This window comes from Minwuia thermotolerans, from assembly GCF_002924445.1.
Classification (GTDB): Bacteria; Pseudomonadota; Alphaproteobacteria; order Minwuiales; family Minwuiaceae; genus Minwuia; species Minwuia thermotolerans.
The window spans coordinates 87,844-113,428 of record NZ_PIGG01000015.1 but is presented as its reverse complement, the minus strand read 5'-3'; the positions used below and the strand labels follow the sequence as shown (position 1 = coordinate 113,428).

General features: G+C 69.5%; 21 protein-coding genes and 1 pseudogene. 11 read left to right on the top strand and 11 right to left on the bottom strand.

The window, feature by feature from the left end; genetic code table 11:
* The first annotated feature begins 53 nt into the window (after positions 1 to 53).
* Positions 54 to 905, top strand: a complete 852-nt coding sequence (locus CWC60_RS03700) for an MBL fold metallo-hydrolase (RefSeq protein WP_109792657.1) — start codon at positions 54 to 56, stop codon at positions 903 to 905.
* Between the two features lie 369 nt (positions 906 to 1,274).
* On the opposite strand, the gene CWC60_RS03695 is transcribed toward CWC60_RS03700, so the two are convergent.
* From CWC60_RS03695 to CWC60_RS03680, 4 genes are all read right to left on the bottom strand, one after another.
* On the bottom strand, positions 1,275 to 2,249 hold the full coding sequence (locus tag CWC60_RS03695) for a quinone oxidoreductase family protein (RefSeq protein WP_109792656.1): 975 nt from the start codon (positions 2,247 to 2,249) through the stop codon (positions 1,275 to 1,277).
* 141 nt (positions 2,250 to 2,390) lie between these two features.
* Complete coding sequence (locus tag CWC60_RS03690; protein ID WP_109792655.1) at positions 2,391 to 3,089, bottom strand: dienelactone hydrolase family protein; 699 nt, start codon at positions 3,087 to 3,089, stop codon at positions 2,391 to 2,393.
* 120 nt (positions 3,090 to 3,209) lie between these two features.
* Positions 3,210 to 3,668 carry a methylated-DNA--[protein]-cysteine S-methyltransferase gene (locus tag CWC60_RS03685; protein WP_109792654.1) on the bottom strand — a complete coding sequence of 153 codons (459 nt, stop codon included), beginning with the start codon at positions 3,666 to 3,668 and terminating at the stop codon, positions 3,210 to 3,212.
* Between the two features lie 170 nt (positions 3,669 to 3,838).
* Positions 3,839 to 5,887 carry a thioredoxin domain-containing protein gene (locus CWC60_RS03680; protein ID WP_109792653.1) on the bottom strand — a complete coding sequence of 683 codons (2,049 nt, stop codon included), beginning with the start codon at positions 5,885 to 5,887 and terminating at the stop codon, positions 3,839 to 3,841.
* A 72-nt stretch (positions 5,888 to 5,959) separates the two neighbouring features.
* Here CWC60_RS03680 and CWC60_RS03675 point away from each other — a divergent pair, with 72 nt between their 5' ends.
* From CWC60_RS03675 to CWC60_RS03650, 6 genes are all read left to right on the top strand, one after another.
* The gene (locus CWC60_RS03675; RefSeq protein WP_109792652.1) at positions 5,960 to 6,202 is read left to right on the top strand and encodes a DUF6489 family protein; all 243 of its coding nucleotides are present in this window, start codon (positions 5,960 to 5,962) and stop codon (positions 6,200 to 6,202) included.
* A complete protein-coding gene (mnmE, locus tag CWC60_RS03670; RefSeq protein WP_206419752.1) occupies positions 6,166 to 7,533 on the top strand; it encodes a tRNA uridine-5-carboxymethylaminomethyl(34) synthesis GTPase MnmE in 1,368 nt (455 codons plus the stop codon). Before CWC60_RS03675 ends, mnmE begins: the two co-directional genes overlap by 37 nt.
* 209 nt (positions 7,534 to 7,742) lie before the next feature.
* Positions 7,743 to 9,644, top strand: coding sequence for a tRNA uridine-5-carboxymethylaminomethyl(34) synthesis enzyme MnmG (gene mnmG, locus CWC60_RS03665; protein ID WP_109792650.1), 1,902 nt, complete (start codon positions 7,743 to 7,745; stop codon positions 9,642 to 9,644).
* 7 nt (positions 9,645 to 9,651) lie between these two features.
* Positions 9,652 to 10,278: a 16S rRNA (guanine(527)-N(7))-methyltransferase RsmG gene (rsmG, locus tag CWC60_RS03660; protein ID WP_109792649.1), complete on the top strand. Its 627-nt coding sequence runs from the start codon at positions 9,652 to 9,654 to the stop codon at positions 10,276 to 10,278.
* A gap of 1 nt (position 10,279) precedes the next feature.
* On the top strand, positions 10,280 to 11,083 hold the full coding sequence (locus CWC60_RS03655) for a ParA family protein (RefSeq protein ID WP_109792728.1): 804 nt from the start codon (positions 10,280 to 10,282) through the stop codon (positions 11,081 to 11,083).
* 7 nt (positions 11,084 to 11,090) lie between these two features.
* The gene (locus tag CWC60_RS03650; protein ID WP_109792648.1) at positions 11,091 to 11,984 is read left to right on the top strand and encodes a ParB/RepB/Spo0J family partition protein; all 894 of its coding nucleotides are present in this window, start codon (positions 11,091 to 11,093) and stop codon (positions 11,982 to 11,984) included.
* A 271-nt stretch (positions 11,985 to 12,255) separates the two neighbouring features.
* On the opposite strand, the gene holA is transcribed toward CWC60_RS03650, so the two are convergent.
* The 4 genes from holA to CWC60_RS03630 are packed head-to-tail and all read right to left on the bottom strand — an operon-like array spanning position 12,256 to position 16,977.
* A complete protein-coding gene (holA, locus tag CWC60_RS03645; RefSeq protein ID WP_109792647.1) occupies positions 12,256 to 13,287 on the bottom strand; it encodes a DNA polymerase III subunit delta in 1,032 nt (343 codons plus the stop codon).
* A gap of 12 nt (positions 13,288 to 13,299) precedes the next feature.
* Positions 13,300 to 13,821: a hypothetical protein gene (locus CWC60_RS03640; RefSeq protein ID WP_109792646.1), complete on the bottom strand. Its 522-nt coding sequence runs from the start codon at positions 13,819 to 13,821 to the stop codon at positions 13,300 to 13,302.
* Positions 13,808 to 16,369, bottom strand: coding sequence for a leucine--tRNA ligase (gene leuS, locus CWC60_RS03635; RefSeq protein WP_109792645.1), 2,562 nt, complete (start codon positions 16,367 to 16,369; stop codon positions 13,808 to 13,810). Before leuS ends, CWC60_RS03640 begins: the two co-directional genes overlap by 14 nt.
* A gap of 50 nt (positions 16,370 to 16,419) precedes the next feature.
* Positions 16,420 to 16,977, bottom strand: a complete 558-nt coding sequence (locus CWC60_RS03630) for a DUF3576 domain-containing protein (RefSeq protein ID WP_109792644.1) — start codon at positions 16,975 to 16,977, stop codon at positions 16,420 to 16,422.
* 105 nt (positions 16,978 to 17,082) lie between these two features.
* On the opposite strand from CWC60_RS03630, the pseudogene CWC60_RS03625 reads away from it, so the two are divergent.
* Positions 17,083 to 17,757, top strand: a pseudogene (locus CWC60_RS03625) (hypothetical protein); the annotation flags it as partial.
* Between the two features lie 129 nt (positions 17,758 to 17,886).
* Here the strand turns inward: CWC60_RS03625 and CWC60_RS03620 are convergent.
* Positions 17,887 to 18,633 (bottom strand): carbonic anhydrase, encoded by a 747-nt coding sequence (locus CWC60_RS03620; protein ID WP_164516344.1) that lies wholly within the window; start codon positions 18,631 to 18,633, stop codon positions 17,887 to 17,889.
* A gap of 210 nt (positions 18,634 to 18,843) precedes the next feature.
* Here CWC60_RS03620 and cysD point away from each other — a divergent pair, with 210 nt between their 5' ends.
* Genes cysD through CWC60_RS03605 form a run of 3 tightly spaced genes read left to right on the top strand, consistent with a single transcriptional unit; the run spans position 18,844 to position 22,223 of the window.
* A complete protein-coding gene (gene cysD, locus CWC60_RS03615) occupies positions 18,844 to 19,638 on the top strand; it encodes a sulfate adenylyltransferase subunit CysD (RefSeq protein ID WP_109792641.1) in 795 nt (264 codons plus the stop codon).
* Positions 19,639 to 19,663: 25 nt separating this feature from the next.
* Positions 19,664 to 21,535 (top strand): adenylyl-sulfate kinase, encoded by a 1,872-nt coding sequence (gene cysC, locus CWC60_RS03610; RefSeq protein WP_109792640.1) that lies wholly within the window; start codon positions 19,664 to 19,666, stop codon positions 21,533 to 21,535.
* 4 nt (positions 21,536 to 21,539) lie between these two features.
* A complete protein-coding gene (locus tag CWC60_RS03605) occupies positions 21,540 to 22,223 on the top strand; it encodes a VOC family protein (RefSeq protein ID WP_164516343.1) in 684 nt (227 codons plus the stop codon).
* A gap of 321 nt (positions 22,224 to 22,544) precedes the next feature.
* On the opposite strand, the gene CWC60_RS03600 is transcribed toward CWC60_RS03605, so the two are convergent.
* Positions 22,545 to 24,857 carry a xanthine dehydrogenase family protein molybdopterin-binding subunit gene (locus tag CWC60_RS03600; protein WP_109792638.1) on the bottom strand — a complete coding sequence of 771 codons (2,313 nt, stop codon included), beginning with the start codon at positions 24,855 to 24,857 and terminating at the stop codon, positions 22,545 to 22,547.
* Positions 24,858 to 24,960: 103 nt separating this feature from the next.
* Positions 24,961 to 25,527: a PAS domain-containing protein gene (locus CWC60_RS03595; RefSeq protein ID WP_109792637.1), complete on the bottom strand. Its 567-nt coding sequence runs from the start codon at positions 25,525 to 25,527 to the stop codon at positions 24,961 to 24,963.
* Between the last annotated feature and the right edge of the window lie 58 nt (positions 25,528 to 25,585).

Here is a 25,585-nt window from a genome sequence, read left to right as displayed (position 1 = left end):
GGCCCCGGCGCGCTAGGCTGCGGGCCGCATCAGGAGCCAGGGGAGGGCGCGTCATGCAGAGCTGGAAGATCGGCAAGGTCAAGGTCACCAAGATCGTGGAGATGGAGGTGCCCGGCGGCACGCGCTTCATCCTGCCCGATGCCACCAAGGAAGCCTGCCAGCCCATCGAGTGGATGAAACCGCACTTCATGACCGAGGAGGGGCGGCTGATCATGTCGATCCACGCCCTGGTCATCGAGACGCCGGACCGCCGCATCGTCGTCGACACCTGCCTCGGCAACGACAAGAAGCGCGAGATTCCGGCCTGGTCGGACCTGTCGCTGCCGTTCCTGGAGGACATGGAAAAGGCGGGCTATCCGGTCGATTCCATCGACACGGTGATGTGCACGCACCTGCATGTGGACCATGTCGGCTGGAACACCCGGCTGGTCGACGGCAAGTGGGTGCCGACCTTCACCGGCGCGCGCTACCTGATGGCGGCGCCGGAATTCGACTACTGGCGGGCGAAGGACGACGATCCGGCGAGCCAGCAGATCTTCGCCGATTCCGTGCAGCCGGTATTCGACGCGGGCCTGGTCGATTTCGTCGACACGAGCCACCGGATCTGCCCCGAGGTGCGCCTGATGCCGACCCACGGCCACACGCCGGGCCATGTCTCGGTGCTGATCGAATCGGAAGGCGAGAAGGCCATGATCACCGGCGACTTCGTCCACCATCCCTGCCAGATGGCCCGGGTCGACTGGTGCAGCACCGCCGACTATGACCAGAAGGCCGCTCAGGCGACGCGGGAGCGGGTCTTCGCCGAATTCGCGGAGACGCCGACGCTGATCATCGGCACCCATTTCGCCGGCGCCACCGCGGGGTATCTGAAGAAGGACGGCGACGCCTACAGGCTGGACGTCTAGGAAACAGGCGGGGCCGGGGATGGCTGAGCCGGCCAGCTCGGTATCCTGCAGCACTTGGTGGTTGACGCCCTTGGACTTGATCCAAGGGCCCAGCGAACCATTGAACTGGGTCCTGGGGTCAAGCCCCAGGACGCCACCGGGAATTATCCCGCCAGCTGTGTTTACCAGAAGCGCTCAAGCGTAGGTCCCGGGTACCGGCTGAAGCCGGCCACGGGACTCCGGCACTGCAGGTTCCGCGTCCTGCGCGGCGCGTCAGCGCCGGCCCCGGGACCCATGCCTGAGCAGGTCCGGGGGGACGCGGCGGTTCCATGATTCAGAAGGCGCGCGGGCCGGCCCAGCCAACCCCCGCGCGCCATGGGGCGCCGCTGTCTACGGCAGCAGCACCGTCTGGCCCGTCGTCTTGCGCGCCTCCAGGTCCCTGTGCGCCTGGGGCGCATCGGCGAGTGCGTAGCGCTGGTTGATCTCGATCTTCACCTTGCCCGAGGACACCATCTCCATCACCCGCCCGGCGGAGAGCTCCAGGTCGGCGCGGGTGGCGGTGTAGGTCATCAGCGTCGGGCGGGTCATGTAGAGCGAGCCCTTGGCCGCCAGCGTCGCCGGGGCGAAGTTCTCGATCGGCCCGGAGGCGTTGCCGAAGGTAACGTAGAGGCCGCGCGGCTGGAGGCAGTTCAGCGAGCCCTCGCAGGTGGCGGCGCCGACCGAGTCGTAAACCACCGGTACGCCCTTGCCGCCGGTCAGTTCCATCAGCTTCTCGCGGAAGTCCTCGGCGTTGTAGTCGATCACCTCGTCATAGCCGTGTTCGAGGGCGAGTTTCACCTTCTCCGGGCCGCCGGCGGTGCCGATGGCGCGCACGCCCAGCGCCTTCAGCCACTGGCCCGCGATCTGGCCGACGCCGCCCGCCGCGGCGTGGAACAGCACTGTTTCGCCCGCCTTGCATTCGTAGGTGCGGTGGACGAGGTACTCGACGGTCATGCCCTTCAGCATCATTGCGGCCGCCGTCTCGTCGTCGATGCCGTCGGGCACCTTCACCAGCTTGGAAGCGTCCATCACCCTGGCTTCGGAATAGGAGCCCGGGGGCGGGGCGGCATAGGCCACGCGGTCGCCGACGGCAATATGGCTCACGCCGTCGCCCAGGGCCTCGACCACCGCCGCGCCCTCCATGCCGACGCCATAGGGCGCCGACTGCGGGTAGAGGCCGGTGCGGTGGTAGACGTCGATGTAGTTCAGCCCGATGGCCGTGTGGCGCACCCGCGCCTCGCCGGGGCCGGGATCGGCCAGCTCGACATCCTCGAACAGCATCTTCTCCGGGCCGCCCGGCTCGTGCACGCGTATCGCCTTGACCATGTTCTTCTTCCCTTGCTGGGTGGCCGCTGCCCCCGGTGTCGTCCCGGACCCCGGATCAGGTCCGGGGCAGGCCGCCGATCCGGGACCTGATTCAGAAGGCGCGCGGGCCGGCCCCGCCAACCCCCGCGCGCCGACCTGTTGTTACGCCAGCGCGCTGCGGAACAGCTCCAGCGTACGCTGGTTGGCGAGCTGCGCCGCCTTCTCGTCGTAATGCTCGCCGCCGACGCGGGCGAAGGCGTGATCGTTACCCTCGTAGTCGTAGAGGGTGACGTGCTCGTGGCTGTCGAGGCCCTCGTGCATCTTCGCCTGGGCTTCCTTGTCGACGAAGCCGTCCTCGGTGGCGACGTGCAGGATCAGCGGCCGCGAGATGTTTTTGGCCTCGCCCAGCATCTTGTCGATGTTCACGCCGTAATAGCCGGAGCCGGCGTCCGCGTCGGTCCGGGTCATGGACAGATAGGTCAGCAGGCCGCCCAGGCAGAAGCCGACCGTGCCGACCTTGCCGGTGCAGCCGTCGACGCCGCGCAGGTGGTCGATGGTGGCCTGGATGTCCTCCATGCCCTTGTCGACGTCGAATTTCTGGAACAGTTCGAAGGCCTTGGCCCATTCCTGTTCGGTCTTGTCGGTGATCTGGATGCCGGGCTCGATGCGCCAGAACAGGTCGGGGCAGAGCGCCACGAAGCCTTCCGAGGCGAGCCAGTCGGTGATGCCGCGCATGACCTGGTTGACGCCGAAGATCTCCTGGATGACGACGACGCCCGGGCCGCTGCCCGAGGCCGGTTTCGCCAGATAGCCGCCGAAGCCGCCGCCGTCCTTCGCCTTGATGCGGATGTCCTCGCCCATGTTGTTGTCCTCCCTTGTGCCGCGCGCCGTTTCACGTGAAACGCGTGTCTTTGAAACCCGGCAGGGATGGTAGGGAGGCGACGGTATCCCGGCAAGGGCGGCGGACCGCCCGGAGGGGCGTCAGAGCAGCACGCCCTCGTGGCGCAGCAGCCAGACCTTGTCCTCGACCCCGCCGGCGGCGGAGAAGCCGCCCAGCCTGCCGTTGGCCGCGACGATGCGGTGGCAGGGGATGATGACGGGGATCGGGTTCTGGCCGCAGGCCGTGCCGACCGCGCGGGCCGGAGCGCCGATCTCGCCGGCGACGTCGCCATAGGTGCGGATCGCGCCCTTCGGGATCGCCTGCATGGCGGCCCAGACCGAGCGCTGGAAGTTCGAGCCTGCGGGCCGGAGGGGCAGGTCGAATTCATCCAGCTCACCGGCGAAATAGGCCTCGAGCTGATCCGCGGCGCGGGCGTGCAGGCCGCAGTCTTCCGGCGCATCCGGCCAGCCGTCCTTCGACCAGCGGAGCGCGGTGATCGCGGCACCGTCGCTCTCGATACGGATGGTCCCCAGGGGACTGTCATGCAGGGTCACGGGCATGCAACGAAGATAGGGTGGCCGCGGGTTCCCGTCATCCCGGTTGTTGCGGTGGAAGCGGCGGTCCCGGCTCGGACCTCGCGCTGTCTGGCCAGGCCGGGATGACACCGAAGGGGAAGGCGGCGCAACTGATGTCTTCCCGGCCAAGGCGCGAAGCGCCGCCGAGCCGGGACCTAGGCCCTTCCCGCCAGCTCCCGCGCCAGCGACTCCGGGTCGGTGATCGGCAGGCCGCAGACCATCTCCCGGCAGACATAGGCCGCCGGTTTGCCGTCGACAGGCCCCTTGCCGTGGGCCGGATGGCTGTCGGGCAGGGCGCCGGCGCCGGGGTCGACGAGCTGCAGCAGACGGTCCGGTCCGGCATGGCGGCCGGCGGCGGCGAGGAGCGCGTCGGTCGCCGGGTCGTCGCGGCCGCCGGCGATCACGATGTCGAGGGCGGCCATGTCGAAGGCCATGGCGTTCATCGCCGTGGCGACGGGGAAGAAGTTCTTCGTCATCTGGGTGGCGAAGGCGCCGGCCAGCGTGTCCAGCCGCTCCCGCCAGGCCGCGTCGCCGGTCAGCCGCCAGAGCCGGCTGAGCACGCCGATCATCACGCCATTGCCGTTGGGCGCGGCGTTGTCGCCGAGATCGAGGGTGCGCACGATCAGCGCCTCGGCGTCGTCGGCGGTGAAGAAGTAGGCGCCGGACCGCTCGTCCAGGAAGTGTTCGTCCAGCACCTGCACCCAGCGGGTGGCGTGCTCGACATAGTGGCTGGCGCCGGTCGCCTCGTGCAGGGCCAGCGCGGCGTGGGCCATGCAGGCGTGGTCGTCGCGCATGCCGGTATGGCGCGCGCGGCCTTCGCGCCAGGCGTGGAACAGCCGCCCGCTTTCGCCCTGCATGTCTTTCACCACGGCGGCGAAGGCGCGCTGGGCGGCCTCGATCCAGGCCCGCTCGCCGAAGGTCAGCCCGGCCTCGACCAGGGCGGCGATCATCATGCCGTTCCAGTCCGCCAGCACCTTGTCGTCCCAGGCGGGGCGGACCCTCTCGGCCCGCTTCGCCAGCAGTTTCGTGCGCGCCGCGGCCAGCCGCGCCTCGGTTTCCGCGTCCACGAGATCGGGTTTCAGACGGCGGTTGGGAATGTTCTTCCCCTCGAAATTGCCGTCCGGCGTGATGTCGTAGAAGTCCTTGAACAGCGCGGCCTCCGGGCCGAGGACCGCGTCGATCTCGGCCTCGTCCCAGACATAGAACTTGCCTTCGACGCCCTCCGAATCAGCATCCAGCGAGGCGGCGAAGGCGCCGTTGGCGGCGATCATCTCGCGCAGCACCCATTCCGCGGTCTCGCGCACGCGCTGCTCCAGCAGCGGCAGACCCTCCTTGCGCCAGACCTGGCTCATCAGGGTGATCAGCGCCGAATTGTCGTAGAGCATCTTCTCGAAATGCGGCACCAGCCACTCGGCGTCGACGGAATAGCGGGCGAAGCCGCCGCCCAGATGATCGTAGATGCCGCCCTGGCCCATCCGCGCGAGGGTGTTGAGCACGGCGTGGCGGGCGTTGATATCGCCGGTGCGCAGGTGCATGCGCCAGAGCAGCTCGAAGGCCGGCACCTGCGGGAACTTGGGGGCGCCGCCGATGCCGCCATGCTGGGAATCGACCTCCTGCAGCAGGCGCTGGCCCACCTGGTCGAGCACGTTCGGCGCGATCTGCGGCCGGTCGGGACGGATCTCCAGCGTCGCGTTCTCGCGCAGGCCGGTCGTCAGGGCCTCGGTGTTCTTCGCGATGGTGTCCTTGTCCTGGTCGTAGACCTCGCGGATGCGCTGCAGCACGTCGGGGAAGCCCGGTCGGCCCCAGCGGCTTTCCGGCGGGAAATAGGTGCCGCCCCAGAAGGGCTTGCCGTCGGGCGTGAGGAACATGGTCAGCGGCCAGCCCCCCTGCTCGCCCAGCATGTGCAGGGCGGTCATGTAGATGGTGTCGATGTCGGGGCGTTCCTCGCGGTCGACCTTGATGTTGACGAACAACTCGTTCATCAGCCCGGCGATCGCCTCCGATTCGAAGCTTTCATGGGCCATCACGTGGCACCAGTGGCAGGCGGCGTAGCCGACCGAGAGCAGGATCGGCTTGTCTTCGGCGGCCGCGGCCTCCAGGACTTCGGCCGACCACATCTGCCAGTGGACCGGGTTGTCCCTGTGCTGCAGCAGATATGGACTGGTGCTCTGGTCGAGATTGTTGCGCTTCAGATCGAGCGTCATGACGGCGGCGGCTCCCACGTTCTATGATGCGTCTTGCTTCGGGGCGTTCCCCCAGAGAATAGGTGCCAGCACATGAAAATCACCATCGACATCGACTGCACGCCCGAGGAAGCGCGGATCTTCTTCGGCCTGCCGGACGTCCAGCCCATGCAGCAGCGCCTGATGGCCGACCTCGAGGAGCGGCTGCGCCAGAACATCCAGGACCTGGAGCCCGAGGCGCTGTTCGCCAAATGGCTGCCCATGGGCGTGCAGGGCGTGGAGCAGATGCAGAAGGCGATGTGGGCGGCCATGTCGGGCGGCGGCAAGAAGGACTGACCGGGCTGTCCGGCGCCGACACGATCTGCGCCCTGTCCAGCGCGCCCGGCCCCGCCGGCGTCGCGGTGATCCGGCTCTCCGGGCCGGCCTGCGACGCGGTCTGCCGCGGCCTGGCCCGTGATCTGCCGGAACCGCGGCGGGCCGCGCTGCGCACCCTGCGGGACCGTGACGGCGCGGCGATCGACCGCGGGCTGGTATTGCGTTTTCCCGGGCCGGGCAGCTTCACCGGGGAGGACGTGCTGGAGCTGCATGTCCATGGCGGCCGCGCCATCGTGGAGGACCTGCTCGCCGCGCTGGGCGGCTTCGAGGGGCTGCGCATGGCGGAGCCCGGCGAATTCACCCGCCGCGCCTTCGTCAACGGCCGCATGGATCTCACCGAGGCGGAGGGCGTCGCCGATCTGATCGCCGCCGAGACCACGGCGCAGCGCCGGGCGGCGCTGGATCAGGCAGGCGGGGCGCTTTCGGGGCTCTATGACGGCTGGCGGACGCGGCTGCTCCGCCATCTCGCCCATCTGGAGGCCTGGCTGGACTTCCCCGACGAGGAACTGCCCGATGACGTCATGGCCGGCGTTCTGGAGGATGTGGCCGCTCTCGCGGGCGAGATCGTGGCGCATCTGGCGGATGCGCGCCGCGGCGAACGGCTGCGCCGCGGGCTGCAGGTCGCTATCGTCGGCCCGCCCAATGCCGGGAAGTCGACGCTGCTGAACATCCTGGCCGAGCGCGACGTCGCCATCGTCTCGGAGACGCCGGGGACGACCCGCGACGTGCTGGAAGTCCATCTCGACCTCGGCGGCTGGCCGGTGACCCTGATCGACACGGCGGGACTTCGGGAGACCGAGGACGCCGTCGAAAGGGAGGGCGTGCGCCGCGCCGCCGAGCGCATGGCCGCCGCCGACGTGGTGCTGGCGCTGCACCCGGCGGACGGGGCGGCGGGATTCAGCATGCCGTCGCATGAAACCGCGGCGGTGCTGATCGAGGCGGTGAGCAAGGCGGACCGGCTCGCCCCGGATGCGGGGGCGGACGGGCGGCTCCGGCTGTCTGCGGCGACCGGCCAGGGCCTGCCGGAGCTGCTGGAACGGCTGACGGGGCTGGCGGCGGAGCTGATGGCGTCCGGCGGCGGGGCGGCGCCGACCCGGGCGCGGCACCGGGCCGGCCTGGCGGACTGCCGTTCGGCGCTGGAGCGGGCGGTCGAGGGCGGTCCCGGGCGGCCGCCCGAACTGATCGCCGAGGATCTCAGGCTTGCCATGCGGGCGCTGGGCCGCATCACAGGCGCCGTCGATGTCGAGGATCTGCTCGACGTGATCTTCCGGGATTTCTGTATCGGCAAGTAGGCGCGCCGGGGTTGGCTGGGCCGGCCCGTGCGCCGTCTGCACCGGCCGGCGGGCGTTCTGAATCCGGCCCGCGCCTGAGGTTTCACGTGAAACGGCCCGGCTTGAGGCGGGAGACCGGCAAGCAGCCGTGGACCCGAACCAATACTCCCGCCCTGCGCCACACGGCTCACCGCTTGAGGGCGCGGCCCGATGCGCGTATCTAGCGGCCCATGGGCACGGCCAGCGACATCGCGGACAACACCTGGGACGTCATCGTCATCGGCGGCGGCCATGCCGGCTGCGAGGCCGCGGCGGCGGCGGCGCGCACGGGCGCGGCGACCCTGCTGCTGACCCACCGCGCCGACACCATCGGCGAGATGTCCTGCAACCCGGCGATCGGCGGCGTCGGCAAGGGCCATCTGGTCCGGGAGATCGACGCCCTGGACGGTCTCATGGGCCGTGTCGCCGACGCGGCCGGCATCCAGTTCCGTCTGCTCAACCGTTCGAAGGGACCGGCGGTGCGGGGACCGCGGGCCCAGAGCGACCGCGCCCTCTACAGGGCGGCGATGCAGCGCGCCCTGGCCGAACAGGCGAATCTCACCATCCACGAGGCCGGGGCCGAGGACCTGATCCTGGAGGACCGGGGCGGGACCGCGCCGGGCGTCGCGGGCGTGGTCACCGACCGCGGCGAACGGCTCCGCGCGGGCCGGGTGATTCTCACCACGGGGACCTTCCTGCGCGGCCTGATCCATCTCGGCGAGAAGAACTGGCCCGCCGGAAGGGCGGGGGAGGCGCCGGCCGTGGGCCTGGCCGCCACGCTCGACCGGCTGGGCTTCCGCCTCGGGCGGCTGAAGACGGGCACGCCGCCCAGGCTCGACCGCCGCAGCATCGACTACGCCGCGCTGGAGGCGCAGCCGGGCGACGAGCCGCCCGTGCCCTTCTCCTGGATGACGGCGCGGATCGCGACGCCGCAGCTGCCCTGTCACATCACCGAGACGACGCCGGAAGCTCACGCGATCATCCGCGCCAATCTCGCGCGCTCGCCGATGTATTCGGGCCGGATCGAGTCGGCGGGGCCGCGCTACTGCCCCTCGATCGAGGACAAGGTGGTCCGCTTCGCCGACCGGGACCGCCACCAGATCTTCCTGGAGCCCGAGGGCCTGGAAAGCGATCTGGTCTACCCGAACGGCATCTCGACCTCGCTGCCGGAGGATGTGCAGCGCGCCATGATCGCGGTCCTACCGGGGCTGGCGAAGGCGCGCATCGTCCGCCCCGGCTACGCCATCGAATACGATTTCGTGGACCCGCGGGAGCTGCATCCGAGCCTCGAGGCCCGACGCGTGGTCGGACTCTATCTCGCCGGTCAGATCAACGGTACGACCGGCTATGAGGAGGCGGCCGGGCAGGGCCTGCTGGCCGGTCTCAACGCCGCCCGCGACGCGTCCGGCCAGCCGCCGGTGATTCTCGGCCGCGCGGACGCCTATATCGGGGTGATGATCGACGATCTGGTGACCCGCGGCGCTACCGAGCCCTATCGCATGTTCACCTCGCGCGCCGAATATCGCCTGACGCTCCGCGCCGACAACGCCGACCAGCGCCTGACCGAACTCGGCATCGAAGCGGGTGTCGTCGGCGGTGAGCGCGCGGCCATGTTCCGCGCGCGGATGGGGGAACTGGACAATGCCCGCACGATGATGGCGGAGCGCAGCCTGACCCCGCCCGAAGCGCAGCGCCACGGCCTCTCGGTCAACGCCGACGGCCAGCGGCGCAGCGCCATGGACCTGCTGCGCTACCCGTCGATCGCATTCGCGGACCTGGCCCGCATCTGGCCGGAGCTGGCCGGCATCGCGCCTGGCATCGTCGAGCAGCTCGAGATCGACGCCGTCTATGCCGGCTATCTCGACCGGCAGCAGGCGGATATCCGCGCCTTCCGCAAGGACGAGGCCGTGGCCCTCCCGGCGGATCTCGACTATGGCGCCATCGCCGGCCTGTCCAACGAGATGAAGGAAAAGCTGTCCGCGGCCCGGCCGTCCACCATCGGCCAGGCGGGCCGGATCCCGGGCGTGACCCCGGCGGCCCTGTCGCTGGTCCTGGCCCAGCTGCGCAAGGGCGCGCGCGCGGCGGCGGGCTGAGGGGCCGATGGACGCAGACGGCTTCGCGGCCCGCACCGGTGTTTCACGTGAAACAGTCGAGCGTCTGGAGATCTATGCCGCGCAGCTGCGGCGCTGGAACCGGGCGATCAATCTCGTCGCTCCGAAGACCCTGGACACGATCTGGTCGCGCCACTTCCTGGACTCCTGGCAGCTTCTCGAGATCGCCGGCGGGGCCGGCGGCGCGGGCGGGCGCTGGTACGACCTGGGCAGCGGGGGCGGATTTCCGGGCCTCGTGCTGGCCGCCTGCGGCCTCAAGGGCGTGACGCTGATCGAATCGGACCGCCGCAAGGCCACTTTCCTGCGTGAGACGGCGCGGGCGATGGAGGTCGCGGCGGCGATCCACGCCGAGCGGATCGAGGATCTCGACCTGCCGCCGGCGGACACGATCACGGCCCGCGCGCTGGCGCCGCTGCCGAAACTGATCGATCTGTCGGCGCATCTGCGCGGGCCACATACGCGCTGCCTGTTCCTCAAGGGCCAAGATGTAGAGAGTGAGTTGACTGCGGCTACGAAATATTGGAAATTCACTTTCTCCAGGCACCGAAGCCTCAGCGACAAGCGCGGGACGGTGCTGGTCATGGAGGAGCTGACGCGCCGTGACGATCCAGCATGACATCAAGGCCCAGGCCTCCCGCCGCCCGCGCACGCTGGCGGTGGTGAACCAGAAGGGCGGGGTCGGCAAGACGACGACCGCCATCAATCTCGGCACCGCCCTCGCGGCGGTCGGCCGTTCGGTGCTGATCGTCGATCTCGACGCCCAGGGCAACGCCTCGACCGGGCTCGGCATCGACCGCGACCGCCGCCGTACCAGCAGCTATCACGTGCTCGTCGACGCGGCCGCCGCCAGGGACGCAATCGTACCGTCGGACGTACCGCGCCTGGACATCATGCCGGCCTCGGTAGAACTGAGCGGCTCGGAGCTGGAGCTGATCGAGCTGCCGGAGCCGCAGCTGCGCCTGCGGCATGCGCTCGCCGCCCTACCGGCGAAATACGACTATGTGCTGATCGACTGCCCGCCCTCGCTCAATCTGGTGACGGTCAACGCCATGGCCGCGGCCGAGGCGGTGCTGGTGCCGCTGCAGTGCGAGTTCTTCGCCCTGGAGGGTCTGAGCCAGCTCATGTCGACGATCGACCGCGTGAAGCGTACCCTGAACCCGGAACTGGAGATCCAGGGAATCGTGCTCACCATGTTCGACCGCCGCAACAATCTCTCCGAGCAGGTCGCCGAGGATGTCCGCCGCCACATGGGGGCGAAGGTCTACGACGCGGTGATCCCGCGCAATGTCCGCATCTCGGAGGCGCCGTCCTATGGCCGCCCGGCCCTGCTCTACGACTACCGCTGCGCCGGCAGCCAGGCCTATATCCGCCTCGCCGGCGAACTCATCCGGCGCGAACGCGCCCGCACCGCCGCGGCCTGAAGCGCGCATGTCGGACCAGAACGAACCGCCGCGCCGGCCCGGCAACAGGGGCCTCGGACGGGGCCTGTCCGCCTTGCTGGGCGAGGCCTCGCAGGCCGATGACGAGACCCTGCAGCGCGCCCGCAGCATCCGCACCATGCCCGTCGAGCGGCTGCGGCCGGGGCGCTATCAGCCGCGTCAGAGCTTCGACGACAAGGAGATGCGCTCGCTGGTGGAATCGATCCGCCGCCAGGGCATCCTGCAGCCGATTCTGGTGCGCCGCGACCGTGACGAGCCCGAACTGTTCGAGATCGTCGCCGGCGAACGGCGCTGGCGGGCCGCCCAGGCGGCGCAGCTGCACGAGATCCCGGTGGTGGTCCGCGACCTGTCCGATGAGGACGCGCTGCGCATCGCCCTGGTCGAGAACATCCAGCGTCAGGATCTCAATCCGCTGGAGGAGGCCGAGGGCTATCGCCGGCTGATGCAGGAGTTCGGCCACGGCCAGACCGAGATCGCCGAGGCGGTGGGCAAGAGCCGCAGCCATGTCGCCAACGCCATCCGGCTGCTCGGCCTGCCGGACCGGATCAAGTCATACCTGCGCGAGGGCAAGCTGACCGCCGGCGCGGCGCGGGCCGTACTGACCGCCGAGGACCCGGTAGGTCTGGCGCAGGAGATCGTCGAACGCGGCCTCAATGTGCGCGAGGCGGAGGCCATCCGCCGCAAGGTCACGAAAGCGGCGGGCGACGCGCCGCCGCGCGCGCCGAAGGACGCCGACACGGCGGCCCTGGAGCAGAGCCTGCGCGAGGCCCTTGGCCTGGCGGTGGATGTGCGCCACAAGGGCCGGAAGGGTGGAGAAGTGCGGATTTCCTACCGTTCCCTGGAACAGCTCGACGAGATCTGCCGGCGCCTGACGCGTCATTGATCCGGGGTCCGGGCGGACCGCCCGGCTGCCCCGGACCGATTCAGCAACTGTTTGAATCTCCTGGCGTCCTGGGGCTTGACCCCAGGACCCAGTCCTTCGGTTCGCTGGCCCTTGGATCAAGTCCAGGGGCGACAGCGCATATTGGTTCAATCAACTATCGGATCACGCCAGGTCATACCCGTCCACGGTCGCCGATCAGCCGGTCCTTCCGGCCCTCCGGCAGGGCGGAAACGCGGCATCCGCCATGCCCGCCCGACGGGGTGCGGCGGCCCTACCGCGAAGCGGGACGGTGCAGGGCGGCGGCGCCGAGACGCAGCAGCAGGTTGCGGCAGACGATGCGGTCGTCGGCGTCTCCGCCGCGCATGTCGATATCGGCCTCGATGCAGAGCCGGCGGGCGAGGGCGCGCTTGCGCGACGGCCAGAGCCCGAGCTGGCGGCGGAAGGCGGCCTGGCGGTCCTTCGGCCCCAGGCGCAGCGCCCCCACCGCCTGGTCGGTGGATTTGCCCTGTTCCATCTGGGCGTCGGCCTCGTCGAACTTCTCGATATGCCGCGCCAGCGAGAGCGTCACCAGCATCGCCGGCGTCTTTTCCGCCAGGCTCTTGTCCAGCAGGGCCAGCGCGTCCGCCGTGCGGCCCTCGAAGGCGGCGAAGGCGATGGCGTCGAAACCGACCGCCGACTGGTCGCCCAGCACGGCGGCGACATCGGGCTCGGTCACGGGGCTGTCGTCGCCCAGCTTGTAGGTGGCGAGCGTCTCCAGCATCTGCCGGTTGGCCTGACGGTCGGGCCCCAGGCGCCGCGCAATCATGGCCCGCGCCGCCGGATCGACGCGCAGGCCCGAAAGCGCCTCGCCGATCAGCCGGTCCAGATCCTGCGCGCCGTCCGGATAGCAGGGCAGGGCGACCGCGGCCTTGCTGTCCTTCGCCAGCTTGCGCAGGCGGTTGGAAGGCTTGATGTCGCCGGCCTCGAAGATCACCGCGGCCGCGTCGGGCGGGGTTTCGAACAGGGCCGCCGCCGCCGCGCCCACGGCGGCCTGGCCGGCGTCGGCGACGCGGATCACCCGCTCGCCGCCGAACATGCCGATCTGGTTCGTCTCGTCGGACAGCCGCGAGGGGTCGTCAGACAGCATGTCGGCGTCCAGCCGCACGATCTGGAAGGGGTCGGGGTTGTCGCCCAGCAGGCGCTTCGCGATCCGCTCCGCGCGTTCCCGCACCAGTCCGGTATCAGGGCCATAGATGACGAAGAGCCGGTGCGGCCAGTCGGGCCCGCCCAGATAGCGGTCGACCTCCCAGGGCTTGACCTCCACGGGGCGCCGCTCTCAGTTGCGGGTGAAGTGGAAGAGCAGCCGCGTGCGGATGGCCTGGCCGACCAGCCGGCCCGCCTGTTCCGAGGCCTCGCGGCCCGCGATCAGCGTGGCGTACTCGTCATCGACGACGTTGTAGGAGACCGTGCGGCGCTCGGAACCGCTGTCCAGCACGCTCTCCCGGTCGGCGGCGAGCAGCCACCAGTGACCGGTCAGGCTGACATTGATGCGCGAGACGGTCTCGTCGGCCTGGATGCCGGCGCTTTCGCGATCTTCCAGCACCTCGAGACGGAGAAAATGTTCCGGGTCGGCGGGCTTGTCCGGCGCGCCGAGGGCGTCGAGCAGGGCGTTGCGGGTGGCGAAGGCGGCGTTGCCCTTCTGCTCCTGCACCTCGAGGCGGGAGAGCGGGCCGCGCACATCGCCTGCGCCGCCGGGCGCATAGACCGGCTGGAATCCGCAGCCCGCCAGCGCCAGCGCGCCGAGCGCCAGGGCGGCGAGGGCACCCCGCCGGGCGATGCGGCGCTCAGACGACGACATTGACGATCCGGTTCGGCACCACCACCACCTTGCGCACGGTCCTGCCCTCCATGGCGCGCTGCACGTTCGGCTCGGCCAGCGCCGCGGCTTCCACCTCGGCCGGATCGGCGTCGCGGGCCATGTTGATCACCGCGCGCTTCCTCCCCTTCACCTGAACGGCGATGGCGACGGTCTCCTGGCGCACCAGGGCCGGATCCGCCTCGGGCCAGGGCGCGTCGACGATCATGCCGTCATGACCCAACGCCGACCAGCATTCTTCGGCCAGGTGCGGGGTCATGGGCGCCATCAGCCGCACGATGGTTTCCACGGCGAAGCGCCGAGCGGCCCGGTCGGCCGGGCTGTCGCCGCCGGTCTTCTCGATCTCGTTGGCCAGTTCGTGGACGCGGGCGACGCCGCGGTTGAAATGGAACTTCTCCAGATCGCCGGTGAAGCCGTCGATGGCGCGGTGCGCGGCGCGGACGAGGTCGTGACCGGGGTCCGGCGCCCCGGCGTCGCCGGCGGCGGCGGCGCGGACCAGCCGCCAGACCCGCTGCAGGAAGCGCCAGGCGCCGTTGGCGCCCTCGTCCGACCATTCCAGATCGCGGTCGGGCGGGCTGTCGGAGAGCATGAACCAGCGTGCGGTATCGGCGCCGAAGCGGTCGATGATGGCGCCCGGGTCGACGGTGTTGTTGCGCGACTTGCTCATCTTCTCCAGTGCGCCCTCGGTCACCGGCTCGCCGGTTTCCACATGCCGCCAGGCGCCGTCGGCGCCCTTCTCCACCTCGGAGGGATAGAGCCAGCGCCCGTCCGCCGCGCGGTAGGTCCGGTGCACGACCATGCCCTGCGTGAACAGGCCCGCAAAGGGCTCGGACAGATCCGTATGACCGGTCGCGGTCATGCCGCGCATGAAGAAGCGGGAATAGAGCAGGTGCAGGATCGCGTGCTCGATGCCGCCGATATACTGATCGACCGGCAGCCAGTAGTCGGCGTCGGCGCGGCGCACGGGCTCGGTCCCGGCGTCGGCGCTGGCGAAGCGCGCGAAGTACCACGACGAATCGACGAAGGTGTCCATCGTGTCGGTTTCGCGTTCGGCGTCCGCGCCGCAGGCGGGGCAGGCGACGTGCTTCCAGGTCGGGTGGCGGTCCAGCGCGTTGCCGGGCTTGTCGAAGGTCACGTCCATGGGCAGCTCGACGGGAAGCTGCTCCGCCGGCGCCGGCACGACGCCGCAGGACGGGCAGTGGATCACCGGGATCGGGCAGCCCCAGTAGCGCTGGCGGCTGAGGCCCCAGTCGCGCAGGCGGAAGTTGACCGTGCGTTCCCCGCGGCCGGCCTGTTCCATCCGGCTGGCGACGGCGTCCTTGCCTTCCTCGATGCCCAGGCCGTCCAGGAAATCCGAATTGATCAGCCGCCCTTCGCCGGTGAAGGCCGTGTTGCCGACCTCGAAATCCGCCGGATCGGCGTCCGGGGGGCAGACGACGGGGATCACGGGCAGGCCGTATTTGCGCGCGAAATCCAGGTCGCGCTGGTCATGGGCCGGACAGCCGAAGATCGCGCCGGTGCCGTAGTCCATCAGGATGAAGTTGGCGATGTAGACCGGCAGGGTCTGGCCCTCGACGAAGGGGTGCCGGACCCGCAGGCCCGTGTCGAAGCCGCGCTTCTCGGCGCGCTCCAGCTCCTCCTCGGAGGTGCCCATGCGCCGGCATTCCTCGACGAAGGCGGCCGCCTCGGCGTTCGCCGCCGCCGCCTGCTGCGCCAGCGGATGCTCGGCGGCGACCGCCATGAAGCTGGCGCCGAAGATGGTGTCGGGGCGGGTGGTGTAGACCGTGAGGCCTTCCGCCGGGCCGCCGCCCGCGAAATCGAAGGTCATGCGCAGACCCTCCGACCGGCCGATCCACTGGGTCTGCATGGCGCGGACGCGGTCCGGCCAGCGCTCCAGGTTCGACAGTTCGGCCAGCAGATCCTCGGCGTAGCGGGTGATGCGGAAGAACCACTGGGTCAGCCGGCGCTTCTCCACCGGCGCACCCGAGCGCCAGCCCTTGCCGTCGATCACCTGCTCGTTGGCCAGCACGGTGTGGTCGACCGGATCCCAGTTGACCCAGCTTTCCCGGCGATAGACCAGATCCTGCTTCAGGAAGTCCAGGAACAGCTTCTGCTGGTGGCGGTAATAGTCCGCGTCGCAGGTGGCGAATTCCCTGGACCAGTCCAGGCTGAGGCCCATGGACTTCAGCTCCGCCTTCATGTTGGCGATGTTCTGATAGGTCCATTCCGCGGGATGCACCTTCTGGTCGCGCGCGGCGTTCTCCGCCGGCAGGCCGAAGGCGTCCCAGCCCATGGGGTGAAGCACGTTGAAGCCGCGGGCGCGCTTGTAGCGTGCGACCACGTCGCCCAGCGTGTAGTTGCGCACATGGCCCATGTGGATGCGCCCCGACGGATAGGGAAACATCTCCAGCACGTAATACTTCTCGCGCGACGTGTCGGTCGCGGCGCGGAAGCACTGGCCGTTCTCCCAAGCGGCCTGCCAGCGCGGCTCGACCTCGGCGGGATTGTATCTCTCGTTGATCTCGGTCATGCGTTCGGGAACTGAAGAAGCGGAAGGGATGGGCGCCCCGGACGGGGGCTTCAGAGACTGCCGGACTCCTGGCGCAGCACCAGGGCGCGGGCCAGGATCGAATCCACCAGGTTGGTCGGCACCGCCGGCGAGACCGGCACCTCGCGCCAGTTGCCGGCGTCGTCCAGTTCCTGGCGCTCCATCGTCAGTTCCATGGATTCGGCCCGCAGCGCGCGTGATGAAAATGCCACGTCGGCGCGGAATCTTTCGGTGGGTGCGCCGGGCGGAATGTACCATCCGGTCTCGATCACGCCGGCCAGATCGTCGAGCTCGAGGATCGGCATGAAGCCGATGGTTTCCAGCGTCGCCTGCCACATGAACGGATTGGCCGGCGCCGCTTCCGAACCTGCGGCTCCGCCGCCGCTCGAAGGCTGTGGGATAACCGTCTGATTCGAAACAGGCTGGGCCGGCGCTTCGTCGTCGCCGCCGAAGACGCCGCAGGCAGACGCAACCATGGCGAGCGCGGCGGCGAACGCCGCCCGGCGCAGGCCGGCGGCCGCGCGAGGCGGCCGAAGGGATGTCACGAACGGGATCATGGCGCCTTCATATCCGAGCCCCGCGCCGCGCACAACTGCGCCGCGACGCCCTCCGGCCACGGAATTGTCAATTGATTCACGCCCCGCTCAGCCATAATAACCTGCTGTTAACACGCAACGCGGAATCCTCGATACGCCATGCCGCTTTCAAACCGCCATATCCTCGCCATCGGCCTGGGCCTGTCGTGCGCCGCCGGCGCCGCCGCCCAGGCGCAGGAAGGCACGCTGCGCCTGAACCTGCAGGCGCCGGCGAAGGACGCGTCCGTGCAGGATGCGCCGGCGGCCGCGACGCTGGACGAACTGCTGTCGATGACGCCGCGCGCCAGCGGGCTCAACCTCAATCTCGACGCCGACCGGGCTCATGCCGAGGATATGCCGGATGTCCGCCTCGACTTCGGCGATCAGGCCGCGGGCGTCGGCTATCAGATCTTCGGCAGCGTCGGCGATGCGCGCGGCGACCGCGTCGGCATCTCCGGCCTGCAGGCGCAGGGCCTGTCGCTGGGCGCACCGCCGTCCGGGCCGCTGGCCCTGGCGGCGCCGGATGACAGCCGCGGCGGCGAATGGCGCGTCGGCGGCCGCATCGACTATGCCGGTTTCAGCTTCGGCGCCGACATGGCCCGTGAATGGCGGCTGGCCGAGGGCGCGGGCGTCCGCGATTACCGGCTGGGGATGAGCTATGGCGGCGAGGACTGGCGCGTCGGTATGCAGTACATGCGCTCGCTTTCCGGCGACCAGCAGCGCCTGACCGCGATCTCCGACGCGGTGGAGCTGGGCGGCGTGTGGAACGTCTCGCGCTCGGTCAACCTCGTCGGCGGCGTCCAGCTCTGGGACCAGGAGGACATCTCCAGCCTGGACAGCGACAGCCAGCGCGCGGCGCTGATCTTCCTGGGCACCCGCATCCAGTTCTGAGGCGGCCGTCGGCTCCGCCGCACGGCACGGGATTCAGTCCTGCAGCACGTAGCGCCGGTTGAGCGGCTGCAGCGGCCGGGCGTTCATGGCGTGGATATCCCGGAACTTCGCGATCGCCGCATCGGACACCGCGACCGAACCCTCCATCACCGACCAGAGCACGATCTCCGAGCAGGGCGGCGTCGTCAGCGAACCCTGATAGCGGAAGAAATCGTCGTCGCCGGGCATCAGCGCCCGCGCGTCCGCCGCGCCCAGCGCCGCTTCGCCCTTCGCCGCCGGGGCGGCGTCCATCACCCGCTCGAACAGGCCGTTGGCGCCGCCGCCCGACATCATCACCCCGATCACCGCAAGCCGGCCGTCCTCGGCGGCATGGACGAAATGGACCTCCATGGGCCAGCGCTCGCCGTCGATGGCGTGCTCGGACGGGCTGTGGAAGTGGAACTGCAGCAGATCGAAACGCTCCCCGTCGATCACGGCGTAACCCGCGTCCGGCGCCTGGACCTGAATCGTGTGGCCGTTGTTCAGCACCGTCCAGGCCGCCTCGGCGTTCCAGGCGAGCTCGATTTCCTCCAGTTCCGCCTCGACCGTATCCGGTTCGACGATGTCGACCGGCGACTGCTGCACGCCGCCGCCGCAGGCCGCGAAGCTCTCCGACAGCGCCGCCCATTGCGCCGGGCCGTCCGCGCCGGCGTAGCTCCAGTGCGTGTCCGCCGCCCATGCTGCGGCGGCGCCCATCGCGGCGGCGAACCCGATCGCCGCGAGCGGTTTTCCAGTGATCATCGGCGTGTCCCCCTCTGTCACGGGCCCGCAAACGGGCCGAACGGCGACATGATAGCCTATTTCACAGTTGAAATGGAGGTATTCAAAAGGCTTTCCACAGAAAAAATGGCTTCTATGTGACGCAGACAACGCCCCGGCGCTTGACACGCTCCTTGCACTCGTCTCTGTCTTCCGCGCCGCAACACGGAACCCGATCACGGAGCCGCCCGAATGGATCATCTCGACCGGCTGGAAAGCCAGAGCATCTATATCTTCCGCGAGGCCTTCAACCGCCTCGACCGGGTCGGCATGCTCTGGTCCCTCGGCAAGGATTCCAACGTCATGATCTGGCTGGCCCGCAAGGCCTTCTTCGGCCGCGTGCCCTTCCCCGTCATGCACGTCGACACGGGCAAGAAGTTCCCGGAGATGTACGAGTTCCGCGACCGTTACGCGAAGGAGTGGGACCTGACCTTCCTGCGCGGCGAGTGCCCGCCGATCGAGGAGATGGACCCGAGCCTGCCGCCGGCGGCGCGCTCGGCGGCGCGCAAGACCGAGGGCCTGAAGCGGTTCCTGGCCGAGAACCCCTTCGACGGCATCTTCGCCGGCATCCGCCGCGACGAGGAGGCGACCCGCGCCAAGGAGCGCGTGTTCAGCCCCCGCGGCGAAGGCGGGCAGTGGAACTTCCGCGACCAGCCGCCGGAGTTCTGGGACCAGTTCAACACCGAGTTTCCGCCGGGCACGCACATCCGCATCCATCCCCTGCTGCACTGGACCGAGGTCGATATCTGGCTCTACACCCAGCGCGAGAAGATCCCGGTCATCGACCTGTACTTCGCGAAGGACGGCAAGCGCTACCGCAGCCTGGGCGACAAGGACATCACCAGCCCCGTCGCCTCGAACGCCACGACCATCGAGGAAATCATCGAGGAGCTCCGGACCACGAAGATCCCCGAGCGCGCCGGGCGCGCCATGGACCACGAGGCCGAGGACGCCTTCGAGCGCCTGCGCGCCGACGGGTACATGTAGGCGCCGGCGAGAGGGGCACAGTCAGATGACCAACGGCAATATCCGCGATTTCCTGAAGATCGTCTTCGTCGGCCATGTCGACCACGGCAAGTCGACGCTGGTCGGGCGCATCTTCCACGACACCGACAGCCTGCCCGAGGGCAAGGTCGAATCCATCCGCCGCATGTGCGAGCGCCGCGGCATGCCGATGGAGTACGCCTTCCTGCTGGACGCGCTGCAGGCCGAGCGCGATCAGGGCATCACCATCGACACCACCCAGATCTGGTTCAAGTCGGCCAGGCGCGACTACGTCATCATCGACGCGCCGGGCCACAAGGAATTCCTCAAGAACATGATCACCGGCGCGGCCTCGGCCGACGCGGCCATCCTGGTGATCGACGCCAAAGAAGGCGTGCAGGAACAGTCGCGCCGCCACGGCTACCTGCTGCACCTGATGGGCGTGCCGCAGGTCACGGTCTGCGTCAACAAGATGGACCTGGTGGGCTATTCGCAGGACCGCTTCGACGCCATCGAGCGCGAGATCCGCGGCTATCTGCAGAGCATCGGCGTCAGCCCCGACCACGTCATCCCGGTCTCGGGCCGGGAAGGCGACCTGATCGTCGGGCCGTCGGCCAGCATGCCCTGGTACCCCGGCCCGTCGGTGGTGGACGCCCTGGACGGCTTCCGCGTGCCGGCGCCGGCGACGGATCAGCCGCTGCGCTTCCCCGTGCAGGACGTCTACAAGTTCGACGACCGGCGCATCATCGCCGGCCGTATCGAGAGCGGCACGCTCAGGGTCGGCGACACGCTGCTGTTCAGCCCCACCAACAAGACCGTGCGGGTCAAGTCCATCGAGGCCTGGAACGCGCCGGCGCCGCCGATGAAGGCCTCGGCCGGGCAGTCCGTCGGCATCACCCTGGACGAGCAGATCTTCGTCGAGCGCGGCCATGTCGCCAGCCACGAGTCCCACCCGCCGATCGAGACCGACGTCTTCCGCGCCCATGTCTTCTGGCTGGGCCGCGAGCCGCTGAAGACCGGCAAGACCTACCGCATGAAGCTGGCCAACACCGAGGCGCCGGTGACCGTGCAGTCGATCGACAACGTCATCGACACCGGCGACCTCAGCCAGCGCGCCGGTGCGACCGTGGAGCGCAACGCCGTCGCCGAGATCACAGTGCGCTCGCGCAAGATGCTGGCGCTCGACGAGTTCCGCGACAACCAGAAGACCGGCCGTTTCGTGCTGATCGACGGCTACGACATCTCCGGCGGCGGCATCGTCTCCATGGAGGGCTATGCCGATCAGCGCCAGATGATCACCAGGCGCGCCTCCAACATCACCCAGGTGATGCACGACATCACCGACGCCGACCGCGCCCGGCGAAACGGCCACAAGGGCGGCGTGCTCTGGTTCACCGGCCTGTCGGGCGCCGGCAAGTCGACGCTGGCGGTCGCCACCGAACGGCGGCTCTTCGATCTCGGCTACCAAGTCTACGTGCTGGACGGCGACAATGTCCGTTTCGGCCTCAACGCCGATCTCGGCTTCAGCCCCGAAGACCGCGCCGAGAACATCCGCCGCGTCGGCGAGGTCGCCGCCCTGATGGCCCGGGCGGGGCTGATCGTCATCACCGCCTTCATCTCGCCCTACCGTTCCGACCGCGACCGGGCGCGCCAGGCGGCCGGCCACGATTTCCACGAGATCTTCATCCAGGCCGATGTCGCCACCTGCGAAGCGCGCGATCCCAAGGGCCTCTACCAGAAGGCCCGCGCCGGCGAGATCAAGGAGTTCACCGGCGTCTCCGCGCCCTACGAGGCGCCCGACGCGCCGGAACTGTCGGTCGACACCGCGGCGCTGCCGGTGGACGCTTGCCTCGACAAGCTGATGGCTTATGTGGAGGAGACCTTCACGCGGACTAGGTGACATCATGGAATTCGCCCGCGCCGGCTTCGACATCGGCCTGTTCTCCAACGCCCGCGAGCCCCAGCTCGACTTCTGGCAGAAGACCGTCGGTCTGGCATACGACCACATGGGCAAGCTGGGCGGCGGCGTGCAGCAGCACCGCCACCATCTCCACGACGCGATCCTGAAGATGAACCATGCCCGCGACCCCCTGCCGGCCATGCCGCCGACCGGCTATGCCGAGCTGATCGTCGCCGTCGAAGGCCGCCCGGGCACCCATTCTGAGACCGACCCGGACGGCAACCGGGTGACGCTCGCGCCCGCCGGCAAGGACGGCATCGACGGCTATGCGCTCAAGCTTTCCGCCAACGACCCGGAAGCGACCATGCGCTTCTACCGCGACGTGATCGGTCTGGAGCAGCTTGGCGATCCGAAGGTCTTCCGCCACGGCAAGGGCCGCATCCTGATCCAGCCGGGCGAGGTCCGGGTCATCGACGACGCCGACTGGCGCGGCCCGGGCTTCCGCTACATCACCTTCCAGGTCATGGATGCGAAGACGGCCTTTCAGGAGGCCGAAGCCAAGGGCGCGTCGATCGGCGCGCCGCTCAGGGAGCTGGGCGACGTGGTGCGCTTCGGCTTCCTGCGCGACCCGGACGGCAACATGATCGAGATCAGCGAGCGCACGACCTTCACCGGCAAGGCTCTCTGAAACCGGGTTGCGCGGGATGGAGCGGCCGGCGCCGATGCGCCCACGAATGACGGCGCGGGCACTTTCATCGATGTCCTGCCCGCCGCAAGCAGCGCGCCGGTCGGATCGATCCTCCAATGCCGCGTCCCGGGGCCGGCGAAGCCGGCCCTTCGCGCCGGGCAGGACTCGGGTTCCCGCCGCCTCTGGACCGCGACCTTGAAGAACATCCCCCTCCCGAGCCGCTGACGCGGGCCACCCTCCCCCTTCCCGGAAGGGGGGCCAGGGAGGGGGGGATGTCTCGACAGATCGCCGGGGAATGCGCGCTTCCGTGAAAGCCCGCCCTCAGCCGTGCAGCGCGGTCCAGACCTTCACGGGCGTCAGCGGCATCTCGAGGCCTTCGAGATTGCCCTTGCCGTCGACGGCGTTCCGCACCGCGTTGACGAAGGCCGGCGGCGCGCCGATCGCGCCCGCCTCGCCCGCGCCCTTCACGCCCAGCGGATTGGTCGTGCAGCGGACATTGCGCGTGCGGAAGCGGATCGGGGGGAAGTCCTCGGCCCGGGGCATCTGGTAGTCCATGAAGCTGCCGGAGAGCAGCTGGCCGGTCTCCTCGTCATAGACCGTGTGCTCGTGCCAGGCCTGGCCGACGCCCTGGACGATGCCGCCATGCACCTGGCCCTCCAGCAGGATCGGGTTCAGGGTGACGCCGAAATCGTCGACCACGGTGTAGTCCAGAAGCTCCACCTGGCCGGTCTGCGGATCGACCTCGACCTCGCAGATGTGGCAGCCGTTGGGGAAGGTCGGCTTCTCGTTGTTGTGGTTCTGCTCGTTGTCCAGGCCCGGCTCGACGCCCTCGGGCAGGTTGGCCGGATCCTTCGCCGCCTCGGCGACCTCGTACAGGGACATGCCCCGGTCGGTGCCGGCGACCGAGAACCGGCCGTCGGCGTATTCGATGTCGACCTCGGCCGTCTCCAGCATCTTCGCGGCCACCTTGCGGCCCTTCTCCAGCGCGGCTTCGGCCGCGTCCAGCACCGAGGCGCCGCCCACGGGGATCGACTTGGAGCCGCCGGTGAAGCCGGGCGGCGTGCGGTCGGTGTCGCCCTGGATCAGCTCGATGTCCTCGGCGTCGATGCCCAGCTTCTGCGACAGGATCTGGGCGTAGGAGACGGCGTGGCCCTGGCCGGAATCGAGGCCGCCGGAATAGATCCGGACCTTGCCCTTCTCCTCGAAGCTGATGCGCGCCGGAACCCCGGCGCCGCCGCCGCAGCGCTCGACATAGGTGGCCATGCCGATGCCGCGCAGCCGGCCGCGGGCTTCCGACTGCTTGCGGCGCTCCGCGAAACCGGCCCAGTCGGCGTCCTTCATGGCGTCTTCCATCAGGCCGGTGAAGTCGCCGGAATCGATGACGTCGCCCAGTCCCATGGTGTGGGGCATCTCGTCGGCGTCGGGGAAGTTGATGCGGCGGATCTCGTCGGAGCTGATACCGGCGTCCTTCGCCGCCTGCTCCACCAGCCGCTCGATCATGTAGGCGGCCTCCGGCCGGCCCGCGCCGCGATAGGCGTCGGTCGGCACGGTGTTGGTCATGACGCCCTTCACGTTGAGGTACATCTTCGGGATCTTGTAGAGCCCGGTGTACATGCCGGCGCATGCGTCGGTCGGGATGAAGGGCGCGAAGTTCGCCAGATAGGCGCCCAGCGCCGCATAGGTGGTCGCCCTGAGCGCCTGGAAGCGGTTCTGCTCGTCCATCGCCACCTCCACGAAGGTGACGTGGTCGCGGCCCTGGCTGTCGGAGACGAACATCTCGCCCCGGTCGCCGGTCCAGCGCACGGAGCGGCCCAGCCGCTTCGCCGCCCACAGCGTCAGGCAGGCCTCCGGATAGAGGAACGCCTTGGTGCCGAAGCCGCCGCCGACATGGCCGGTGACCAGCCGGAGGTTCTTCATGTCGATGCCCAGCATGGCCGAGAGCTGCTGCATCTGCATGGCCGGGCCCTGACTGGGCACGTAGAGGGTGATCTTCCCGTCGCCCGGCTTCACCTCGGCCACGGCCGCGCGCGGCTCCATGGCGTTGCAGACCAGGCGGTTGTTGACGATGCGGACCTTCGAGACCTTCGCGGCCTTGTCGAAGATGGCTGCGACTTCCTCCTTGTCGCCCTTCTCGTAGTCCAGGATGACGTTGTTCGGCGCCTCCTCCCAGACCTGCGGCGCGCCGTCCAGCGTCGCCTCGTAGGTGCCGGTGGCCACTGGCAGCTCGTCGAAGTCGAACTCGATCAGGTCGGCGGCGTCGCGCGCCTGCGCCAGCGTTTCGGCGACGATGAAGGCGACCGGTTCGCCGACATGGCGCACCTTCTCCTTCGCCAGGATGTGGCGCGGCGGCTTGGGATGCTTCGAGCCGTCGCCGTTGCGGATGTCGGTGAGACAGGCCAGCGGCTTGACGTCGTCCTGCGTCAGCTCCTCGCCGGTCAGCACCGCGACCACGCCGGGCGCGCTGCGCGCCGCCTCGACGTCCAGCTTCGTGATCGTCGCGTGCGCCACGGGCGAGCGGAAGACATGGCCCTTCAGCGCGCCCTCCACGTGCACGTCGTCGGTATAGCGTCCCTGGCCGCGCACCAGGACCGGATCCTCGACCCGCCGCGGGCCGTCGCCAATGCCGAATTTCATGTTTCCGCCTCCCCGATGCGAACTGCTGCCTCTTGGCCCTGATTATGGGGCACACCGCCGCCGGCGAACAGGGGGCGGGGCGATGTTCATGCCGCGGGTGCGGTCATTTCGGCCGGCCATGCGGATCCACGGGGACGTTGCAGACCAGCAGCCGGCGCACCTCGGCGCCCTGCCCCAGCGGCAGCATCAGGCGGTGCCAGCTGCCGATCATGATGTCGTCCGGGGCCTGGTGGACGGTGTAGATTGGCGCGTGGTGGCGCTGGACGGCGATGTAGCAGGCGACGAAGAACAGCCGCGTCGGCAGGGTGGTCGGGACCTCGGTCACCAGCCGGCCGGTCATGTCGAATCCCGCCACGCCGGCGATGCGCGAGCCGTAGAGCGCATAGCGGAACCCCTCCCCGCCCTCCAGCGCGTCGACCAGCATGACATAGCCCAGCGCGCCGGCGATCCGCTCCGGTTCGATGCGGAGCTGCTGGGCCACGCCGTCGATCCGGGTCATGTCCTTCCAGTATTCGTGGACCACGGCCAGCGGCCGGTAGGGCAGGTCCGCGGTGTCGGGAAAGACCGTGGCCGACGGGCCGTGCAGGGCATCCCAGATTTCCGGCGCGCTCTCCCGCGTCAGCCGCCCGCGCGCCAGATCCTGGATCAATCGTTCCGGCGGCTGCGTCATCGGGGTCTCTCCGGCGGGTGGGCGCGCCGCCGCTTTGCGCTGCCTCGGGCGTCGGAGG